Below are 20,174 nucleotides of genomic sequence, written 5' to 3' on the forward strand. Positions count from 1 at the left end.
CCTCAGCCTCCGTTCAACTCCAGGGTGAAATCCTGTCTGGCGAGGTAATCACGTTCGTTATCGAGATCGGCCAGGGTCAGCGGCCGATCATCCAGCCAGCCGGATGGAAACGTCAGTACCAGCTTGTCCTTGCGGGCATTCAGGGTGAACTCCGGCGGTGGCTCCATGTTGCGGGGGTGCTGAAGCAGGACGGCCAGACGCACCAGGACGCAGAGATAGCGAAGCCGGATGGTATCATCCGGGTCCAGCCCCTCGAAGATGGCCGGGGAGAACTTGCGCCGGTGCCCGCGAACCAGCGTGGCGAGGTCCCGCTGGAATTGCTGGCTGAAGCCGGGAAGGTCCGAGTACCGCAGCAGGTAGGCTCCGTGTTTATGATACTGGCTGTGGGAAATGGTCAGGCCGATTTCATGCAGACGGCAGGCCCAGCGCAGCACTTCTTCGTCGACCGCGGTATGCAGCCCCCAGGCATCCGCCACCTGTTCCCAGGCTGCAACGGCGGTCGCTTCGACTGCCGCACCGTGCTCCGGATCAACATGATAACGCTCCTGCAGGGCGGAAATTGTCCGCTCCCGCACATCCTCGTGCCGGATCCGCCCGACGATGTCGTAGAGCAGGCCTTCCCGAAGGGCGCCGTCGGCAAACGACATTTCAGTGATACCGAGGGACTGGAACGCTCCCATCAGAATGGCAAAGCCGGCAGGGAAAATACTCTGACGGTCCGAGCGCACACCCAGATCAGCCAGCTTTTCCGTTTTACCCATACCCACCAGGCGCTTGCGCAGCTCCTGCATGGCGGGGAGGGTAATGGTGCCATCGGTAATCTTCAGGGATGACAAGACACTGGCAATCGCTTTGATCGAGCCGGATGAACCGACGGCACTCTGCCACCCCACGGAGCGGTAATGCTGGCGGATATTCAGCAGTTCCTGTTCGGCGTGGGTCACTGCCTTGTCCATCTGCCGCCGGGTAATCTTTCCGTCCGGGAAGTACCGGTTCCGGAAGGAAACACAGCCCATGTGCAGGCTTTCCAGCTCCTGGGGCTCAAAACGCTGGCCGATAATGAACTCGGTACTGCCGCCACCGATATCGATCACCAGCCGGCGCCCGATATCGTCAGAAAGGGTATGGGAGACGCCCAGATAAATCAGGCGCGCTTCCTCGCGCCCGGCAATGATCTCCACCGGATAGCCGAGAACCTCCTCCGCGCGGGCCATGAACTGATGGGCGTTACGAGCCACTCTGAGGGCGTTGGTGCCGACAATCTGTACAGCCTCCGGTGGCATCCCCTGAAGGCGCTGAGCAAACCGGCCCAGGCAGCTCAGGGCGCGCTCCTGGGTCTCTTCAGTCAGCCGGTTGTACTGATCCAGACCTGCGCCTAGCTGGACTTTTTCCCCCATCTTCTCGAGGGTCCGGATTTCCCCGTGCACGAGTCGGGCAACCACCATGTGGAAGCTGTTCGAGCCCATGTCGATGGCTGCAAGCACCCCTGGCGAGGAGGCAGCGTTTTCGGCGGTGGAGGCGGCCGTCACGTGGTCGAAATCCTTTTGGTATGAACTTGCGGGGTACTATAAGCGAAATCCCTCAGGCCTGTCAGTAACCGGCAGACGCGGCATTTGACCGGGGTCAGCCCCGGATCGATTGATAGAGGTGGATCTACTGCTTCACATCCGGCTGATCAATCGCGTAAAGTATGACATACCGTGATGAGGGTGAAGGGTTGCCTTGCAAGCCACGGCAGCCTTCAGCGACAGTCAACAGCACCTGTGACGGTACCGGATCCTTTTTCGAAACCCCGTACCGGCGATTAGCAGTCGTGCATGAATCAGGAAAATGTAATGAGCGGAAATATCGTAAATGTAACTGACGCGTCTTTTGAGCAGGATGTACTGCAGTCCGACGTCCCCGTGCTGGTGGACTACTGGGCGGAATGGTGCGGCCCGTGCAAGATGATCGCGCCGGTGCTTGAAGAGATTGCCGACGAATACGACGGCAAACTGAAGGTCTGCAAGCTTAACATTGACGAAAACGAGCAGACCCCGCCGAAGTTCAACATCCGTGGTATCCCGACCCTGATGCTGTTCAAGAACGGCAACGTGGACGCCACCAAAGTCGGCGCACTCTCCAAATCCCAACTGGCGGCCTTTCTGGACAGCAATCTCTGATTGCAGCCAGGCCGCTAAAAACCGCCCCTGAGCACAGGTTCACGGGCGGTTTTCTATTGCCATTCACTCCCAGCCCTGAGACCGCTCCAGATCCGAATCCTTCTGTTCCACCCAGTGCTCACCGCCTGAGGTGATCTCCTTCTTCCAGAACGGTGCCGAGGTCTTCAAGGCGTCCATAATGAACTCGCAGGCCGCAAACGCATCTCCCCGATGGGCACTGCACACCCCCACAAACACAATCTGATCCTGCAGCGCCAGCCGCCCCACCCGATGAATCACCCGGGCCTTGCGCACATCCCAGCGTTTTGAGGCCTCATCAACCAGCTCCTGAATCACCTGCTGCGTCATCCCCGGATAGTGCTCCAGGTAAAGTCCCGTGACCCCCTGCAAATCGCCGCTGTCCCGGACCAGACCGGTAAACGTGGCAATGGCGCCGGTCCCGGCACCACTGGCCCGTAACGCGGCATATTCGGCGGCAGCATCAAAATCTCCGGGCTGAATCGAAATCATCTCAACCTCCGGTTACCGGGGGGAAGAATGCCAGCTCATCGCCGGCCTCCACTGCAGAGCCGGGCTTCGCCATGGCCTGATTGACCGCAATCATCACTGGCTGGTCTCCCTGTAGCTGGCCCCAGGGCCCGCCCTGGCTTGCCAGGTCCGCCAGCACATCGCCGGCGGTAAGCCCCGGCCTGGCCTCGATGACCAGCTGTTCCGTATCCAGCTCTTCTCGCAGACGGGCAAAGAAACGCACCGTAATCGTGTTATCACTCATGGTTAGCTCAACAATTCCGCAAACGAATAATAGGTTAGCAGGTCGCCGGGGCTGACCGTGGTGTTCTCCGGAATCACCGCCAAACCATTTGCCCAGCAGGCAGAGCTCAGGATACCGGAACTCTGGTTGGGAAAGGCGGTAACCACAAGCTCCGATCCCCGGGGTTCTTTCCGTGCCCTGACAAACTCCCTCCGCAGCGACGTCGAAGCTACGGAAAAGTCTGCCGGTATCCGCTCTCCGGCGGGATCTTCATGGTTCCGCCCCTGGCATTTTCGGATATAGGGCATGCCCACCACCAGAAAAGTGACCAGCACAGACCCCGGGTTACCGGGCAATCCCAGCACCGGTGTGCCGCCGATGGCGCCAAAGGCCACAGGCTTTCCGGGTTTGATGGCCATGCGCCAGAGCGACAGACTGCCGGATTCCTCCAACACCGCACGCACGTGGTCCTCTTCACCCACGGAAACACCGCCGCTGGTGATGATCAGATCCGACGACTCCGCCGCGCGGAGCAGTGTTTCCCGGGTCGCCTCACGTTTGTCCCGCAGCGTCTCGCACAGCGCCACCTCGCAGCCGGCCTGGGTGAGCAGGCCGATCAGGGTGAAGCGATTGCTGTTGTAGATCTGCCCCGGGGCCAGGGGCGTTCCGGGATCCACCAGCTCGTCGCCGGTGGAGAGGATGGCGACCTTCAGCCGTGCCAGAACGGCGACCCGGGCCACACCCATGGACGCCAGCAGACCCATTTCGTGCGGGCGCACCTGCGTGCCCTTCACAAGGGCAAGGTCGCCCCTGGTCAGATCCTGGCCCCGGCGACGAATGTTCTGCCCCTCGGTCACCTCTGCCTGGACAAGGATGCCCGCGTCGGTCACCTCCACTCGCTCCTGCATCACCACCGAGTCTGCGCCTTCGGGGATCTCCGAGCCGGTGAAAATGCGCGCGGCGGTGCCTGGCGCCAGAGCGTTCGGCGCTTCACCGGCGGGAATCCGGGCCGAGACCGGTATCGCCTGATCCTGGTGAAGATCCTGTTTGCGCAGGGCGTATCCGTCCACCGCACTGTTGTCCGCCGGCGGCACGTCGGCCGGGACATAATGGTTCTCGGCCAGCACCCGGCCCAGGGAGTCGGCGAGCCCCACGGTTTCGACCCGGGTGACCACGGGCGCTTCCGATAGCAGGTGAGACAGGGCGTCTTCCAGTGACATGAGGTTTGGGTTAGCCATCAGTTCTGAACTCCGATCCGGATTACTGTTGCCCTCAGCGCTCGGCGCGCTGTCCAATGACTTCATCAAGCCGCTGCATCGGCTTTTCGGGTTTGCGCAAGACCAGGGCCGAGAAGTTGCACGGCGTGTGGCGGCTGTCCAGCTGGCTGCTGAGAATACCGTTCCAGCCGGTACGACAGGCACTGGTAGAACCGGGCAGGCAGAAAATCACCGTATGGTTTGCCATACCTCCGAATGCACGGGACTGGATGGTCGAAGAGCCGATTTCAGAGGCGGACAGGCGCCGGAACTCCTCGCCGAAACCTTCAACGGTTTTATCCAGCAGGGGGCCGACTGCTTCCGGGGTACTGTCACGCTCGTTGAAGCCGGTACCACCGGTAATGATCACCACATGCACTTCGGGATCGGCGACCCAGCCGGACATTAACGCCCGCACCAGGTAGACGTCATCGGGCAGGATGCGACGGGCGACCAGGCGGTGCCCCGCGTCAACGACGCTGTCCTCCAGAAACTGGCCGGAGGTGTCTTCGTCAGGCCCGCGGGTATCGGAAACAGTCAGTATGGCGATGTTCAGGGGTTTCAGTTCGGTACTGGGTTCACTGCTCATGGACGGGGCTCCGCAAATCGCTGAAAAATTATATACGCCAGTATCGTCATCACAGGCTCTTCCAGTATCGTCATCACAGGCTCTTAATGGAAGGGAGTAACCCATCAGGGGGAGGCGGCCAGCCGCCATTAAGGCCAGTTTAGCGTGAAATTGGCGTTAAATTATGCAGTGCACTTGACATTCGCCAGTCAGGTAGCCGATGATCCTCCTTGCCCGGCGAACGGTTGTTCCCACTCTCTGGCTTCAGTACCTTAATCCCGGACTCCATCTACACCGGTTGCTCCATCTGGCCAGCATCAGTTCAGCGTTTATTTGATCAATACGTTCAGTGGCACCCCTGTCATTCCAATATTCGTTTACTTCCATTCCTGAAAATCCAATAAACTATGAATCTTACTGAACTCAAGCAGAATTCCATGCCCGAATTGCTCGATATTGCGCAAGAGATGGGCCTCGATAACCTGGCCCGTTCGCGCAAACAGGATGTGATCTTCACAATCCTGAAGAAGCATGCCAAGAGCGGCGAAGACATCTACGGTGACGGCGTACTGGAAATTCTGCAGGACGGTTTCGGTTTCCTCCGTTCTGCTGATGCCTCCTATCTGGCAGGACCTGACGACATCTACGTCTCCCCTAGCCAGATTCGCCGGTTCAACCTGCGGACTGGCGACACGGTTGCCGGCAAGATCCGCCCGCCGAAAGACGGCGAGCGCTATTTCGCCCTGTTGAAAGTCAGCGAGATCAATTTCGACAAGCCGGATAACGCCCGTAATAAGATCCTGTTCGAGAACCTCACGCCGCTGTTTCCCGACGAACGCCTCAGGCTCGAAGCAGGCAATGGCAGCACAGAGGACCTCTCCTCCCGCGTTCTGGACCTGGTGGCGCCCATCGGCAAGGGACAGCGCGGCCTGATTGTTTCCCCGCCCAAAGCGGGTAAAACGCTGCTGATGCAGAGCATTGCCCAGTCCATCACCCGAAACAATCCCGAGTGCCATGTGATGGTACTGCTGATTGACGAGCGGCCTGAGGAAGTGACCGAGATGCAGCGCACCGTGCGCGGCGAAGTCATCGCCTCCACCTTCGACGAGCCCCCGGCCCGTCACGTTCAGGTGGCTGAGATGGTGATCGAGAAGGCCAAGCGCCTGGTCGAGCACAAGAAAGATGTGGTTATCCTGCTGGATTCCATCACCCGTCTGGCTCGCGCCTACAACACGGTGATTCCGTCCTCCGGCAAGGTACTGACCGGTGGTGTCGACGCCCACGCCCTGGAAAAACCGAAGCGTTTCTTCGGTGCGGCCCGTAACGTGGAAGAGGGCGGAAGCCTGACCATCCTGGCGACGGCACTGGTGGATACCGGTTCCAAGATGGACGAGGTGATTTACGAGGAGTTCAAGGGCACCGGTAACATGGAAATTCACCTGGACCGCAAGATCGCCGAGAAGCGTGTCTACCCGGCCATCAACATCCGCCGGTCCGGTACCCGCCGTGAAGATCTTCTGATGTCCGAGGCGGATATCCAGCGTGTGTGGATCCTGCGCAAACTGCTGCACTCCATGGATGACGACACAGCGGCGCTGGAGTTCCTGCTGGACAAGCTGCGGGATACCAAGACCAACGACGAATTCTTCCAGTCGATGAAGCGTCGTTGATTTCTGGTCTGATGCCCTTTTAATAAGAGCGCCTCTGGCTGTGGGGCGGGCAGAGCCGGGATGAGCCTCCCCGGGCACGCCGTGAACCCATCCCCGGGGGCTCGGCATTGCCGTCCTTGGCAATGCACGGTCCGGGGAGGCTCACCCCGGCTCCGCCGTTCAAGCCCGGTGCGCGCTCTGATTGTCTCAGAATGAGAGTTTCGGAAAACCGCAGGGACGATCATTGTGTTGCGGATAACTGGTGATCTGAAGAACGAGGTGGGGACCTGCTTTCCCAGACTGTGTCTTGCCATGGATGGCAAGACCAAGCCCCCAGGGATGGGTTCACGGCGTGTCTGGGAAAGCAGGTCCCCACCTTGTTCCGACTCCGGAAAAAGCAGTCCACCGACCTCCGTAATACTGGCATAAATGAACGGAGCAACCGATGAAATACAACGACCTGCGGGACTTCATTGACCAGTTGGAGAAGCTGGGCGAGCTGAAGCGGATCAGCGTTGAAGTCGACCCCCATCTGGAAATGACCGAAATCTGCGACCGCACGTTGCGGGCAGGTGGTCCTGCGTTGTTGTTTGAGAATCCCAAAGGCTACGACATACCGGTACTGGCCAACCTGTTCGGGACCCCGAAGCGGGTCGCGCTGGGTATGGGGCAGGATAACGTGACCGCGCTCCGTGACATCGGCAAGTTGCTGGCGTTTCTGAAAGAACCGGATCCCCCCAAGGGTTTCCGGGATGCCATTGAAAAGCTGCCGCTGTTCCGGCAGGTGATGCGCATGAGCCCGAAGGTGTTGCGATCTGCCCCCTGTCAGGACGTGGTGGTCGAGAAAGATCAGGTGGATCTGTACCAGATTCCGGTCCAGCACTGCTGGCCCGGGGATGCCGGGCCGCTGGTAACCTGGCCGCTGGTGATTACCCGCGGGCCGCACAAGGAGCGCCAGAATCTGGGCATCTACCGGCAGCAGGTGATTGGGCGTAACCGGCTGATCATGCGCTGGCTCAGCCATCGCGGTGGTGCGCTGGACTTTCAGGAGTTTCAGAAGATCAACCCGGGCAAGCCTTATCCGGTGGCCGTGGCTCTGGGTGCGGACCCCGCGACCATTCTGGGAGCGGTGACGCCGGTGCCGGATACACTGTCTGAATACGCATTCGCCGGCTTGTTGCGAGGTGGGCGTACCGAGCTGGTGCAGTGTGGCCTGAGCGACCTGCAGGTGCCGGCCAGCGCCGAGATTGTGTTGGAAGGGTTTATTTATCCCGACGATATGGCCCCGGAAGGGCCGTTTGGCGATCACACCGGCTACTACAACGAAGTGGACCAGTTCCCGGTGTTTACCGTAGAACGGATGACCCATCGCAAGGACCCGATCTATCACAGCACCTACACCGGTCGTCCGCCCGATGAGCCGGCAATTCTGGGGGTGGCGCTGAACGAGGTGTTCATTCCAATTCTGCAGAAGCAGTTTCCGGAGATCGTCGATTTCTACCTGCCACCGGAAGGCTGTTCCTATCGGCTTGCTATCGTGACCATGAAGAAACAGTACCCCGGCCATGCCAAACGGGTGATGATGGGGGTATGGTCTTTCCTGCGACAGTTCATGTACACCAAGTTTGTGATTGTCACCGACGATGATGTGAACGCCCGCAACTGGGAAGACGTGATCTGGGCGATCACCACCCGGATGGATCCGGTGCGTGACACCACCCTGGTGGAGAACACGCCTATCGATTATCTGGATTTTGCCTCGCCGGTGTCGGGGCTCGGTTCCAAGATGGGAATGGACGCCACCAACAAATGGCCGGGTGAAACCAGCCGGGAATGGGGCGAGCCCATCACCATGACCGACGAGGTCAAACAGCGGGTGGACGATCTCTGGGACAGCCTGGGCATTGAAAGTTCGCTGTCCCGACCCGACTGATATGGCCAATGACCATCGGCGCGTGGTGCTTTCGCCCTCCGGTATTGCCTTTAACGCTGCCCGGGAGAGCGACTTACTCAGTGCCGCTGCCAGCGCAGGCATTGAGGTGCCTGCGGCCTGTCGAAACGGGGTGTGTGAAATCTGTGAGGCGCGGCTAATGGCCGGCCTCGCGCTTAACACCCGAAACCAACAGACTATTGAGGCCGGCGAGCAGCTGATGATGTGCAGAACCACAGCGCTCACGGACCTGGACTTGGAGATATCCGCCGTTATGGCCGCCGGAAACAAGCAGCCTGGCAAGTACCAGGCGAAAGTCGTGGACGTTCGTTCCATCAGTCACGATGTCTATCGTGTTGAGCTACAGCTTCCGCGGCGTCGGGAACTTTCGTTTCACGCCGGGCAGTATCTCTCAGTCAACCTGCCGGATGCAGAGCCCTGTTACTTTTCCATCGCCAGCAGCCCTTCGGCCCAGAACATCGAGCTGCATATCCAGGCGACGCCGGAGTGGGTGTCGGCACAGAAAGTCATTGATGCCCTGACCTCAGGCGGCGAGGTGACCGTGGAACTACCCCACGGCAAGGCCTGCCTGGCGTCAACACCGGAAAAACCCCTGCTGCTGGTGGCGGCCGGTACCGGTTTTGCGCAGATGAAAAGCCTGGTGGATTATCTCCGGGAAACCTCATACGAGCATCCGGTGAAACTATACTGGGGGGTGCGCCGGCATGAAGACATGTACCTTCGTTCCCTGGCCCAGCAATGGCAGGAGGAGTGGCCACCCTTCACCTTCCTGCCGGTGGTGGGTGATGATGAAGACAATGACTGGAGCGGTCACCACGCCCAGCTGGTGCGCGCGGTTCTGGCATCGGGGGCGAACTGGAAGAAGGTGGAAGTGCACGCCAGTGGCTCGCCGACCATGGTGTACACGCTGATGGATGCGCTTGTGGAGGCCGGCCTGCCTGAGGGCGCCTTCTTCTCGGACGTGCTCGAATACGCACCCAGAGCGTGAAATCGGGGTCAGATGAAAATGGGGTCAGATGAAATTTTCATCTGACCCCATGTTTACGCCCTTGGCATCGGCAGATCCGGTAGTCCGTTATCTTTCTCCAGCCCCTGCATCAGCAGTTTGACGCTGACCTCTTCCTCGCCCATGTGGGCATTCAGTCGACTCAGCTCCGCGAGCGCTTCCCGGCTCCGTTTCAGCCGCAGGCTGGTTTCGAAGTATTCCCGGGCCTTGCCCCACAGCTCATTGCGCAGGCTAAGGCGGCCCAGGGCCAGCAGAAGCTCGGCGTTGTTCGGCCGGTCTTTGAGCCACTGTTCTGCCAACAACAACTGCTCGTCGGGCTTCTGACCCTTCACCCGGCCGTAGAGGTTGATCAGCTCGTCGCTCCAGTGATTGCGCAGCACCTTGCGTAACAGGGTTTCTGTCTGTACTTCGTCGCCAAGGCCTGCCAGCAGGCGGGCGTAATCCCGGATGGTATATTCGTCGCGACGGAGGAAGCCGGGTAATTCATCCCAAAGCCGGGTTAGCGGTTCCAGAGATGCCTCCGGGTCCTGTTTCTGCTGGCGGCGGCAATCTTCCGCGGCACGCTCCAGGAGGTTGTGCCAGACCTGACGTTCCAGATCATTCAGTTCCGTTTCCGGCAACACGCTGCGCTTGCGCAGCTCCGGTACCAGCTTCGACAGCTCCCGCCAGTCTTCCAGGCGCAGGTAGGTGTTTTTCAGCAGTTTCAGCACAAAGGGATGATGAGGTGACTGTTTGCGAAGGCGAACCAGCGTGGCCAGGGCCTGCTCAAGGCGGTTGCCGGCCAGCTGCAACTGGGCCTGGGTGATGCCGACGGCCATATCCGACCCCGGGGTGCTGTCGAACGCCTGGCGCAGCAGGTTATCCACCGCTTCATGATCACCGGATTCGAACGCCGCCTGGGCGGCCGCCAGATAATTGATCAGCGGGGTGTCCGCATGGCCGGCCGAGGCGGTCAGTAATTTGCGGGCCCTGGGCCAGTTACCCTCCGCCAGAGCCAGCAGGCCCTGGGTCGTCCGGCGGCGTGCCCTGCGTTCATTGCTCCGGGCAATCCAGCCGGCGACCAGTCCGGTACTTTTCCCGAGCCGGCGGGCGACGTTGATGATCAATACGGTCAGGACAACAACGGCTACCAGAAGGCCCAGCCCCACCCAGAAGTTGGTTTCGACCAGGTAGTGACCCAGGCTGATCCTGATATAGCCCAGATCATACTGTAGTCCCAGGGAAAGCCCGGTGCCAATCAATAGCGCAAGCAGGATAATCAGTAGCAGGCGAATCATGAATCACCGCCCCCATCAGCCTGGCTGGCGTTGTCCCCGCCATCACCATTGCTGGCATTGAGGCGGCCGGCCAGCCGTTCCTTGAGCAGGGCCAGGGACTGGCTGATATCCGGCAGTTCGGGATCCACGTTTCTCTGGGCCAGCTCGGCCAGGGTGTCGGTGAGTGCGGTGATCCGGGGATTGCTGGCATCGTACCAGTCGTCGATGGTTGTGCGGGCCTTGGTCAGTGCCCGCTCGTACAGAGACTGGTTGCCCCGCAGGACCGCCATTTCCGCTTCTTCCAGCATCAGCTGGAGATTGAGCCGGGCGTAGGCGCTCTGGTCGGGCGAGAGAAGGGGTTTCACCGGCTCGTCCAGGCGGCGGACAACGACGACCTGCATCAGGGTTGCTTTGACCTTGTTCCAGGCCTGAAGCATCGGGCCGGGTTCGCCGCCGGTGTCGGCCTCCACTGAGGTATCTGAACCGGTGAAGAAGCCTGGTGCGCTCTCGCTGATCAGGGCCTGGTCGGTCAGTTGACTAATGCTGCCGATGGCGGCTTCGAGCTTCAGGTAGAGACCGGTCCGGTCGACACCGGTCAGCCCCTTGAGCGCCAGGACCTCACGGGCAAGCTGCTGGCGCACCGGATAGACGCCGATATCGTCAGACTCGTTCAGCACTTCGTCGGCCGCTTCCAGTGCCGACAGGGCACCACGGATGTCTTTTTCGATCATCAGCCGCTGGTTGGCGATCCGCAGCAGGTATTCCGCCTCGGCCAGCAACCAGTCGGTACGGCTCCGGTTACCGGCTTCCAGAAGCTCCCTGGCGTTGTGATCGATCTGGCGCTGCTGGGTGGCAATCAGCTCGCGCTGGCTCGCCAGTTTTTCTTCAAGGGATTGCAGGCGCTGACTCTGCTGGCTGCCCCGGTCGCCATAAAGATCTTCGAGCTGGGCGGTGTCCTGCTGCAAGGCCTGCAGTGACTGCATGACGGCCTGATGGTTGTTCCACTGCTGCCAGCTCCAGAGTGCCAGGGCAACAGCAAGAATCAGGGCAATGAGGGCTACCAGCCAGACCGGCCACAGTGTCTGGCGCTCAGGTGGTTCCTTGGCAATGGGTGCGGGTAGTTGATTCGTTGTGTCTGTCACGGGCGTCCTTACTTGGCTTTTCCGGAGCCACCGTCCCGGCCGGCGAGTTGCGTTGCAACCGTAGCCACGATGTCGTTATCGGCAAGGCTTCCTGGTATACACGGATTTCGGAACCCCGCCTCACGGGCCTGTTCGGCAACCCGATCTGCGGGAACAATCAATAACCTATCGTATAGATTATGGCTGCTATTCGCACTGAGTGCGATGAGATTGTTCAAGGTTTCTCCGGAGAGCACGATGATGGCCTCCGGAGCGAAGGTCTCAAGCGTCGCCTGAATCTGTTCCGGCGTATAGTCCGGGCAGAAACGCCGATACAGGGGCAGGGGGGTGACCCTGGCGCCCCGGGATTCCAGGGTTTCCCGGATCAGCTCGCGGCCGGTTTCACCCCGGGCCAGCAACACCCGTTCGCCCTGAAGATTGTTCAGCGACGGCAGGGCAAGAAGCGCTTCGCTGGTCCAGCCTTCCGGAGGCATTCGGGGGTTAAGTCCGTGTTCTGCGAGCACCGCTGCCGTGCCAGCGCCGACACCATACCAGCGGATACCCATGGGGATCTGAGGCCACCAGGTGTCTACCTCATCCAGCAGAAGACGGGCGGCGAAAGGGCTGACCGCAATGATGTGGGCGTACTCGTCCAGGCTGAGAATGAGGGTGCGACGCTCCGGGGTTTCCGGCAGAGGTTGCCGGTCAATCACTGGCAGGATGCGCACATCGGCACCCGCCGCACGAAAACGGCCGGCGAGCCGGGACGCTTCCGGTTCGGGCCGGCAGACCAGGATCCGCCGGCCGCTCAGATCAGGCTCAGGTTGGTTTATGGCCATAGATTTCAGCCAGCACCTTGTCGGCACCCAGGGCCAGCAGATCTTCCGCCAGTTCACGGCCAAGACGCTCTCCCTCGGCCCGGGGAGCCCGGCCCTCAACGCGGAAGATCTGGGTTCCGTCAACGGCACCCACCAGCCCCCGCAGCCAGAGAGTGTCCTGGTCTTCAAGCAGTGCGTAGGCGGCAATCGGCACCTGGCAACCGCCCTCGAGGCGACGGTTCAGGGCCCGCTCGGCCCTGACGCGATCGGAAGTGTCCTGGTGATTCAGCGGCTCAAGCATGGCCAGCAGCTCGTTATCATCAACCCGGCATTCAATGCCGAGGGCGCCCTGGCCGACCGCCGGCAGGGAGACGGTGTCTGGCAGGCTGTAGCGGATGCGCTCATGGAAACCCAGGCGTTTCAGGCCGGAGCTGGCCAATACGATGGCGTCGTACTCACCGGCATCCAGCTTGGCCAGCCGGGTATTGACGTTGCCGCGCAGAACGTGAATCTTCAAGTCCGGGCGGTAGGCCCGCAGCTGGGATTCCCGGCGCAGGCTGGCGGTGCCAACCACGGCGCCATCGGGCAGGGCGTCAACGTTCTCGTACTGGTTGCTGACAAAGGCGTCGGTGGGGTCTTCCCGCTCACAGATGGCCACCAGCCCCAGTCCTTCCGGGAATTCCATGGGTACATCTTTCATGGAGTGCACCGCCAGGTCTGCGCGGCCGTCCAGCATGGCCTCTTCCAGTTCTTTGACAAACAGGCCCTTGCCGCCGATTTTGGCCAGGGGCACATCCAGAATCTTGTCGCCCTGGGTCTTGATCTTGACCAGCTCCACGGCGATGTTGTCGTGCAGCCTTTCCAGTTCTGCCTTGATAAATTCCGCCTGCCACAGCGCCAGTGCGCTGCTGCGGGTTGCAATGCGAAGGGTACGTTTGGACATGACACTCACTGTCGGTTTGGAAAATGTCCGCCAAGGGTACCTTGTGACGACAAAAAAGTCCCGTAGGTACCACCTTTAAAATAGGCGCCACCTCAGCCCGGCTGGTGCTCCTGGAGCCACTGGCGCACGTTGCCGGCATGCCTGCGGCTGACCGGGAGTTCGCCTTGGCCGTCCCGGAGTACAACCAGGTTCTGACCGTCGGATGTTCGTTTCAGCCCCTGGATGAAACGCACGCCCACAAGAGTGTGCCGGTGGGTCCGGAGCAACACGCGGGAGTAGCTGTTTTCCAGATCCTTGAGGGTATAGTCGCAGACGGTTTCACCCCGGCTATGGTGGATGGTGACGTATTTCTGGTCGGCCTCACAGTAGAGGATTTCAGACAGGTCAATCAGCTCGGTACCGCGGTGAGTGCGCACCGCCAGCTGTTCAGGACTCTGGCTGGCCTGGCCATTCAGGGTTTGCAGTTGCACCCGGTTGACCCTGCCGGCCCTTGCCAGTGCGTCAGCCAGTGTCTCCTTGCGCACGGGCTTGAGCAGGTAGGCAATGGCCTGCACGTCGAACGCCTGTATGGCGTAATGGTCGTAGGCGGTGCAGAAAATCAGAGCCGGCGGGTTGGACAACTGGCTCAGGCGGTCGGCCGCTTCCATGCCGTCCATGCCGGGCATGCGGATGTCCAGCAGCAGAATGTCCGGATCCAGTTGTGCAACCTGTTTCAGGGTTTCGTCGCCGTCTGCGGCTTCACCACAGACCCGGTAACCCGAAAGCGCCTCCACCAGGCGGCGGATACGTTCCCGGGCCAGGGGTTCGTCATCGGCAATCAGGACGCTGCGGGTATCACTCATGGCGGATCTCGGTTCCCTTTCCGGGGATTTTCTGTTCGCTGGCGTTCTGGCGAGGCAGTCGCAGTGTCACGGTATACACATCGTTATGATGGCTGTGTTTGAGCACGGCCGGTTCCCCGAACAGCGCCTGGAGCCGGGACTTGATGTTGGCCAGCGCCATGCGGTTACCGTCATGCTGATGGGTGCTCTGCCCTGGTTTCGGATTCTGCACCAGCAAGTAGACGAAGTCGCCTTTGGCCTCGGCCTCAATTCGCACTGTGCCACCCTCGGGCCTGGGTTGGATACCGTGGTAGATGGCGTTTTCTACCAGGGGCTGCAGGGTGAGGGGGGGGATCGCCTGTTGCTCCAGACCCGCTTGAATCTGCCATTCGAGCTTCAGCCGGTCACCCAGACGGAGTGCCTCGATGGTCAGGTAGCGCTGGCACAGTTCCAGCTCCCTGGACAGGGGAATCAGTTGGTCGCCGGTGCGAAGGCTGGCGCGGAACAGTTCCGACAGATCCAGCACCGCTTCTTCGGCTTTGTCTGGATTGATGGCGATCAGGCTCGCGATGGTGTTCATGCTGTTAAACAGGAAGTGGGGCTGGATGCGGGCCTGAAGGGACGCCAGGTGGGCCTGCATTTCCGCTTCCCGCTGCTGCTGCCACTGGTGTTGCAGATAAAAGTAGCGCAGTACCATCAGTACAATCAGCAGAGCCAGCAACATCTTTTTGGCGATGCCCTGCCAGACGGCCACACCGGCCTGGGGGTGCACGATGCTGTCGGCAAACAGGCTGAACGCCAGTACATCCAGCAGCACGATGGCGACAATAATGGCCGTGGCACCGGGAACGGACATCCGGGCGAGTCTGGTTCGTAGGAGGCAGATCAGTGCGGCGCTGGTGAGGGTGGTCCACTGGACAAACAGGGACAGCAGCCCGAAGTAGTTCCAGTCAATCCAGCCCTGGTTCGCCTGGACGATGGCGAGGACCAGAACCAGCAGTTCGCTGGTCACCAGCAGCAGGAACACGGCTCTTACCCGGCACAGGTCCGGAACGAAAAACTCGCTCGTTGTCACACCTTTGTCCCCGTTACGGGGTGTCTCCTTTGCCCGGGTCAGAATGGTATACCCCCGCCACGTTGAATGTACCCAGTTCCCGCCAGATGATGCCGGGCTGTCAGCAGGAAAGATAGACCATGTTTAGTGCCAGAGATAACGTTACCAATCAGCCGGTGCTGGGCAATGCCTTGGATCAAGAATATTCCGGGCTTCCGCCAGTTCAGCTTACGAGGTCTCAAGGCCGTGCCGCTCAGAAAGGCGCATTGATTGATGAAGGCATGCCAGACGAATCGCCGGATGATTCGTCCGAAGAAGAAAGCCGCCCCAAAGTCCGGGTTGAGGCTGGCATCTTTTTCGATGGCACCGGTAACAACCGCAATAACACTCAAACCTACCAGCAGCAAATGGATGGGTGCCTCACGGCCAATGCTGCCGGGGCCATCTCGGAAGATGAATGCAGCAGCGAACTGTCGCAGATTATGGAGGGTAGCTACCTCAATGCCGAAACCAATGTGTCCAAGCTTGAGAACTTGTATCAGCGAGCTGGTGCCCAAGGTGAGAATGGTGAGGCCATAGTCAGGCTGTCGACCTATGTGCCTGGTGTCGGTACCAAATTTGGTGAGCCTGATGACGGCCCGAGTATGGGGCTTGGCCTTGGCGAGCAAGGCCTTCGAGCGGGAGGGGCTTCCCTGGCCGGACAAGGTCACCGTTCGTTTTCTGGGGTTGTTCGACACCGTTGCTGCGGTTGCTGATCTGGATAATCTCGATTTTTCCGCCCACGATGCCGATGCGGGGCGCATCAGCGTTAATGTAAAATCGGGGCATGTTGAGCGAGCCGTGCAATTTGTTGCCCGGGATGAGTGCAGGCACAACTTTTCACTGAACAGCCTCCGAAACGAATCTGGCGACTTACCTGAACATTTCAACGAGTGGGTGCTACCGGGCGCCCATTCAGATATTGGCGGTGGTTACCCGGATCGTTTTCATGAGCGTATCGAAGTTCGTCCGCCCCTGGTCGTCAAAGGAAAAGATCGCCGTAATCCCGAAGCCAGTTTTGAATTTTCCCGCATGTTGCAGGAGCGTGCGCTGATCAAAAACGAAGGTTGGATTGGGCCACTGAACCCGCTTGCCACGCTGGAGATTGAACAGGAACGCCCGCGCGGCTTGCCGGGCGGTGATGTCACGCTTCGCCTGTGGCTGGATCGAGAAGTCCGGGGCGAGTATTCGCGTATTCCGCTTTACCTGATGCACAAGTTGGCGGTGGATGCCGGTGTACCATTTGACCCTATACCCACAGACAACCCTCAACTGGTGTTGCCACCGGAATTAATGACTATCGCCAGGAACCTTGCTGTCCATGTGTGGCATGGCAATGAATTGCTGATGTCCCCAGAGTCCAAAGCACTACTGAAGCAACGGTATATCCATCATTCCGATCATTACCTGAAAATGTACGTGAAGGATGCCTGGCCGATTTACCCGTTCCAGCCGGCCAAATATGGTCGACGCGTTGTCCATCCAAACAAGAGCCAGTGAGCCAATGGGAAATGCCATGAAGATGAAAGACCTTGTGCTCAGTTTATGCGTTCTGATGCTGTTAGGGTGCTCGGAGCAAACGGCCTCAGAAGGGTCAAAGCCAGGCCCTAACTCTACCTATCGGAGTATCGGTGTTGTGGCACCCAGGTATTACAGGGCAGGCACGGCGACGCCCACTACATTGCGCCTTTGGCTCCATTACGTGGGCGCGCATGCTGCAGGCATTACGACTCCCCCCCTCTGGCAGGATGCTCAGCTGAGAAAAAACACGGAACAACTCGCGGGCTCAGAAGCGGTATCTTGCGGATATCCCCACGGCATGGATGAGGTAGTCCGGGCTTTCCCGGTTGGCAGTCAGAACATTATCACTGGTGTCTGGAGCTAAGCCGTCTATGAAAAAGTCCTCCTGGTCGTAATATTCAAGCCAGTAATCAAGGCGATAACTCCATCGGTCGGAAAGGCTATACTCGCCATAGATTCGAGTGCTAAATCGATCAGCTTCCAGTTTCGGAAGCTCCTGATCTGGTGTTCGGGAGTTGATCGATATAGTCCCCCTTGACCGTGTATAGGATAGGTCCACGCCCAGTTCGAGGTGGGGAACCACCTCCCTGGCCTGGACGCCACCGCCGAACGCATTGATCGTGTCATCATTCTCTGCAAACCAGTCCGGCCGTCCAAAGCTTTCACTTCCGGCTATGTCTGACACAATGCTCTGGTGGGTGAAATAGACATAGGCGTTGAGGCTTTGGTCGGGAGAATACGAAGCGTCCAGCGTCACCATTGTGTCGCGTGCCTCGGTCAGACCAATGGAGGAGTTACGGTAGTCATCATTGGCGTATACGGAGTTCAGTCCGAAGCTGAGCTGCGCACTCGCGTAGTAATTGCCCGATATTTTGATTTCACGTCGATCACGGTCAGCAAGATTGAATTTCCGCAAGAGTGGATTCTCCGGCGGCGCTATCGTGAGCGGATCGTAGCCACCATCTATGTCGCGATCTTCCCACCCCAGGCGCACTCGGAGCTCGATTCTTTCCCCGGGTCGGGTTTGTAGTTCGCCAAAATAGGAATCCGTGTCTGTGGCGTCCACCTCCTGGAAAGTAAACTCGGACCGCTCCCGTCCATAACCTGCGCTTATGTCGGTGGTGTTGGTCAGCCGATAATCCGCACTGAGCTCACCACCACTTTTGTCAAAACTGTAAGGGCGGTTTTCCCGAAGCTCAGCCAGGAAAAGATCGGTGCCAACCTGCCGATAGCTGTCCACTGGAGTGTCGTTGTCCCGTTCATCAAAGAACCCTTCTGCCTTGAGGGTCAGCCGACGGGTAGCGTTTCCGGTCAGCCGAAGGCGAGCATTCAGGGTATTCACTTCGGCATCCAGATCCTGCCGTGGGAGCCCGACAGGGCCCAGGCTTGGATTTATCGTTGCGGGAATGAAGGATTCATCCTGCTCAAGACGGCCCACCGCAATGTGCCCCGAACCACTGAACCAGCGAGTGGGACGGAACGCCCCGGAAAGCATCAGGCGATTGAAGCGATTGTCCGGCGCTGCCGCTGACCGGCCTCTCGGGGCGTCGCCGGGAACAACAAAGGGGTTGTCCCAGGTCAGGGACTTGTTATCGTTATCAAAAAACGAGCCGTGATAGGCCAGACGCAGTTGCCAGAGTTTTGCCAGGTAACCGACCGAGAGGTCGAATCGGTGGGTAATATCATCCACCGGCTCTGGCAAAATGGCTGATCGTAACAGGAAGCTCCCACCCATGAGCCGGGTACCATCACGTTCATCCACGGTATACTGGAAGTCGTAATCCCAGTTCTCGCCCTGGAAAAACTGTAAGCCGGTCGAAAGGGTCCGTCGCTCCAGCTCAATATCAATCTCCCGTAAAGCGAGGTCGAGATCGGGCAGGTCTTTTGTGGTATCCCCCCGGACCCAGTTGGCGGAGAGTTCCAGACGCTCGCTGCCGACCCCGGAAAATGCTGTTTTCGTAGAGTCGTACAAGTTGTGATTTAACTCCTGGTAGTCCAGGAAGTAATTTACTGTTCCCTGCTTGCCGGCGTGGATTGCCGCGCTCCGTGACCCAAGACCCAGATTTCGGCCCTGCAGGGACCAATAGGTGCCATCCTCGTCGCGATCGATAACATCTATGGCGCCGTTGAGGAAAAGACCGTCCCGATCAAATCCCCGATAGTCGGTAAACTCAGGTTCATCTTCCTCGAGCCACAGAATGCCAGCCTCCACATAACCTCTTGGTTCCCATTCGAAGGCACAGGCTTCGCATTCTTCAGCCGTATTGTCGCTTTCAGCCATCACACTGGCAGGGCTTACAATCAGTGCGGCCCCAAAAGGCAGGATCCAGTGTAATCTTGGCGCCACCATGGCTTTGTCCTCCTTATATCCCGCCGCTGTGTCAACGGCTCAGGTTGGCTCCAGAAGGATGGTTGGAACCATGCACTTTCGAATGACAATTCACACAACTTCCACCAATCAGGAACGGCGAGGCTCGTCCGCCGGGCAAGTCGTTGGAGGTGCGGGAAATGCTGGGGTGACCTGCCCGGGAATGGCAACTCTGACACAACAGGGGAGGCCTTTGCTTCAAGAGTGCAGGGTGGTTGGAGCCGTGTGGGCTATGACAGTTTGTGCAGTCGTCGGGAACAGGCGCATGCTCCCAGAGAAAGGGGCCGCGCTTCTCAGCATGACAGCTGTAGCAACTGTCATTCAGTGTGGGCTCTTTCAGTATGGCCGGATTGAGAGAGCCGTGGGGCTGGTGGCAGTCGGAGCACGCCATGTCACCGAAACGTATTGGATGCGATGACATTTGGTGGGACTGAACCTGGACATTCCTGTGACAGTCAGCGCAGACATTGGCTTCTTGCCGACTCACTGTTACCGGGTCCTCACTGACATGCACCTGGTGGCAGTCGACGCAAGCCACGCCCTGTCGCTGATGAGGCCCGCCATCCCAGTGCATGCGCTGATTTCGCTGGTGACAGTCGAGACAAATGCCATTCTGTTTTTCTCCCGACCAGAGAGCACTGTCGCCAAATGCAGGTATCGGAGGGCGTTCCTGATTAAAGCGGAGCCTTTTCGCATGATCAGCACCTGGCCCATGACAGGACTCACACTGATTTTTTGCAAAAGGGGTCCGGGCATCTCCAGGCACTGCATGAGGGGTCTTGAAAATGTCCATAACGGGGACTTCGCCGCTTTCATCATGGCAGGCCAGGCAAGTCTCAGCGCCTTTCTCGGTATATTCCGGGGTCGAATCCGCTTCGTCTTGCGCCATC

General features: G+C 59.3%; 19 protein-coding genes. 5 read left to right on the forward strand and 14 right to left on the reverse strand.

The features are described 5' to 3' along the window. Window positions 1-2 precede the first annotated feature (2 nt). Window positions 3-1,529: an exopolyphosphatase gene (gene ppx / locus NLK58_RS15470; RefSeq protein WP_117619344.1), complete on the reverse strand. Its 1,527-nt coding sequence runs from the start codon at window positions 1,527-1,529 to the stop codon at window positions 3-5. 306 nt (window positions 1,530-1,835) lie between these two features. Here ppx and trxA point away from each other — a divergent pair, with 306 nt between their 5' ends. Then, the gene (trxA, locus tag NLK58_RS15475; protein ID WP_008169901.1) at window positions 1,836-2,162 is read left to right on the forward strand and encodes a thioredoxin TrxA; all 327 of its coding nucleotides are present in this window, start codon (window positions 1,836-1,838) and stop codon (window positions 2,160-2,162) included. 63 nt (window positions 2,163-2,225) lie between these two features. Here trxA and NLK58_RS15480 read toward each other — a convergent pair whose 3' ends face one another. Genes NLK58_RS15480 through moaB form a run of 4 tightly spaced genes read right to left on the reverse strand, consistent with a single transcriptional unit; the run spans window position 2,226 to window position 4,758 of the window. Continuing rightward, window positions 2,226-2,672 carry a molybdenum cofactor biosynthesis protein MoaE gene (locus NLK58_RS15480; RefSeq protein WP_341581246.1) on the reverse strand — a complete coding sequence of 149 codons (447 nt, stop codon included), beginning with the start codon at window positions 2,670-2,672 and terminating at the stop codon, window positions 2,226-2,228. Between the two features lies 1 nt (window position 2,673). After that, entirely contained in the window at window positions 2,674-2,934 is a 261-nt protein-coding gene (locus tag NLK58_RS15485; RefSeq protein ID WP_117619346.1) for a MoaD/ThiS family protein, read from the reverse strand. Window positions 2,935-2,936: 2 nt separating this feature from the next. Further along, window positions 2,937-4,151, reverse strand: coding sequence for a gephyrin-like molybdotransferase Glp (glp, locus tag NLK58_RS15490; RefSeq protein ID WP_117619347.1), 1,215 nt, complete (start codon window positions 4,149-4,151; stop codon window positions 2,937-2,939). A gap of 34 nt (window positions 4,152-4,185) precedes the next feature. Continuing rightward, complete coding sequence (moaB, locus tag NLK58_RS15495) at window positions 4,186-4,758, reverse strand: molybdenum cofactor biosynthesis protein B (RefSeq protein WP_117619348.1); 573 nt, start codon at window positions 4,756-4,758, stop codon at window positions 4,186-4,188. A 386-nt stretch (window positions 4,759-5,144) separates the two neighbouring features. Between moaB and rho the strand changes: the two genes are divergently transcribed. From rho to NLK58_RS15510, 3 genes are all read left to right on the forward strand, one after another. After that, a complete protein-coding gene (gene rho, locus NLK58_RS15500; protein WP_117619349.1) occupies window positions 5,145-6,407 on the forward strand; it encodes a transcription termination factor Rho in 1,263 nt (420 codons plus the stop codon). Between the two features lie 424 nt (window positions 6,408-6,831). Continuing rightward, on the forward strand, window positions 6,832-8,319 hold the full coding sequence (ubiD, locus tag NLK58_RS15505) for a 4-hydroxy-3-polyprenylbenzoate decarboxylase (protein ID WP_341581247.1): 1,488 nt from the start codon (window positions 6,832-6,834) through the stop codon (window positions 8,317-8,319). 1 nt (window position 8,320) lies between these two features. Further along, window positions 8,321-9,325 carry a 2Fe-2S iron-sulfur cluster-binding protein gene (locus NLK58_RS15510; RefSeq protein ID WP_117619351.1) on the forward strand — a complete coding sequence of 335 codons (1,005 nt, stop codon included), beginning with the start codon at window positions 8,321-8,323 and terminating at the stop codon, window positions 9,323-9,325. 53 nt (window positions 9,326-9,378) lie between these two features. On the opposite strand, the gene NLK58_RS15515 is transcribed toward NLK58_RS15510, so the two are convergent. The 7 genes from NLK58_RS15515 to NLK58_RS15545 form a co-directional block, all read right to left on the reverse strand. Then, window positions 9,379-10,620 carry a heme biosynthesis HemY N-terminal domain-containing protein gene (locus NLK58_RS15515; protein ID WP_117619352.1) on the reverse strand — a complete coding sequence of 414 codons (1,242 nt, stop codon included), beginning with the start codon at window positions 10,618-10,620 and terminating at the stop codon, window positions 9,379-9,381. Continuing rightward, window positions 10,617-11,741: a uroporphyrinogen-III C-methyltransferase gene (locus NLK58_RS15520; protein ID WP_117619353.1), complete on the reverse strand. Its 1,125-nt coding sequence runs from the start codon at window positions 11,739-11,741 to the stop codon at window positions 10,617-10,619. Before NLK58_RS15520 ends, NLK58_RS15515 begins: the two co-directional genes overlap by 4 nt. An 8-nt stretch (window positions 11,742-11,749) precedes the next feature. Further along, complete coding sequence (locus tag NLK58_RS15525) at window positions 11,750-12,559, reverse strand: uroporphyrinogen-III synthase (RefSeq protein WP_117619354.1); 810 nt, start codon at window positions 12,557-12,559, stop codon at window positions 11,750-11,752. Further along, window positions 12,540-13,481, reverse strand: coding sequence for a hydroxymethylbilane synthase (gene hemC / locus NLK58_RS15530; RefSeq protein WP_117619355.1), 942 nt, complete (start codon window positions 13,479-13,481; stop codon window positions 12,540-12,542). Before hemC ends, NLK58_RS15525 begins: the two co-directional genes overlap by 20 nt. 92 nt (window positions 13,482-13,573) lie before the next feature. Beyond that, window positions 13,574-14,323 (reverse strand): LytTR family DNA-binding domain-containing protein, encoded by a 750-nt coding sequence (locus NLK58_RS15535; RefSeq protein ID WP_117619356.1) that lies wholly within the window; start codon window positions 14,321-14,323, stop codon window positions 13,574-13,576. Next, entirely contained in the window at window positions 14,316-15,377 is a 1,062-nt protein-coding gene (locus tag NLK58_RS15540) for a sensor histidine kinase (RefSeq protein WP_117619357.1), read from the reverse strand. The genes NLK58_RS15535 and NLK58_RS15540 overlap by 8 nt, the downstream gene beginning before the upstream one ends. A 38-nt stretch (window positions 15,378-15,415) precedes the next feature. Then, entirely contained in the window at window positions 15,416-15,913 is a 498-nt protein-coding gene (locus NLK58_RS15545) for a hypothetical protein (protein WP_341581248.1), read from the reverse strand. A 73-nt stretch (window positions 15,914-15,986) separates the two neighbouring features. On the opposite strand from NLK58_RS15545, the gene NLK58_RS15550 reads away from it, so the two are divergent. Continuing rightward, a complete protein-coding gene (locus tag NLK58_RS15550) occupies window positions 15,987-16,895 on the forward strand; it encodes a phospholipase effector Tle1 domain-containing protein (RefSeq protein ID WP_341581249.1) in 909 nt (302 codons plus the stop codon). Window positions 16,896-17,181: 286 nt separating this feature from the next. On the opposite strand, the gene NLK58_RS15555 is transcribed toward NLK58_RS15550, so the two are convergent. Together NLK58_RS15555 and NLK58_RS20655 are read right to left on the reverse strand one after the other, a co-directional pair. Further along, window positions 17,182-19,266, reverse strand: coding sequence for an MtrB/PioB family decaheme-associated outer membrane protein (locus NLK58_RS15555; protein WP_341581250.1), 2,085 nt, complete (start codon window positions 19,264-19,266; stop codon window positions 17,182-17,184). A gap of 31 nt (window positions 19,267-19,297) precedes the next feature. Beyond that, the gene (locus tag NLK58_RS20655) at window positions 19,298-20,173 is read right to left on the reverse strand and encodes a DmsE family decaheme c-type cytochrome (protein ID WP_227539553.1); all 876 of its coding nucleotides are present in this window, start codon (window positions 20,171-20,173) and stop codon (window positions 19,298-19,300) included. Window position 20,174 lies beyond the last annotated feature (1 nt).

The sequence above is a fragment of the Marinobacter metalliresistant genome, from assembly GCF_038098645.1.
GTDB classification, from domain to species: Bacteria; Pseudomonadota; Gammaproteobacteria; order Pseudomonadales; family Oleiphilaceae; genus Marinobacter; species Marinobacter metalliresistant.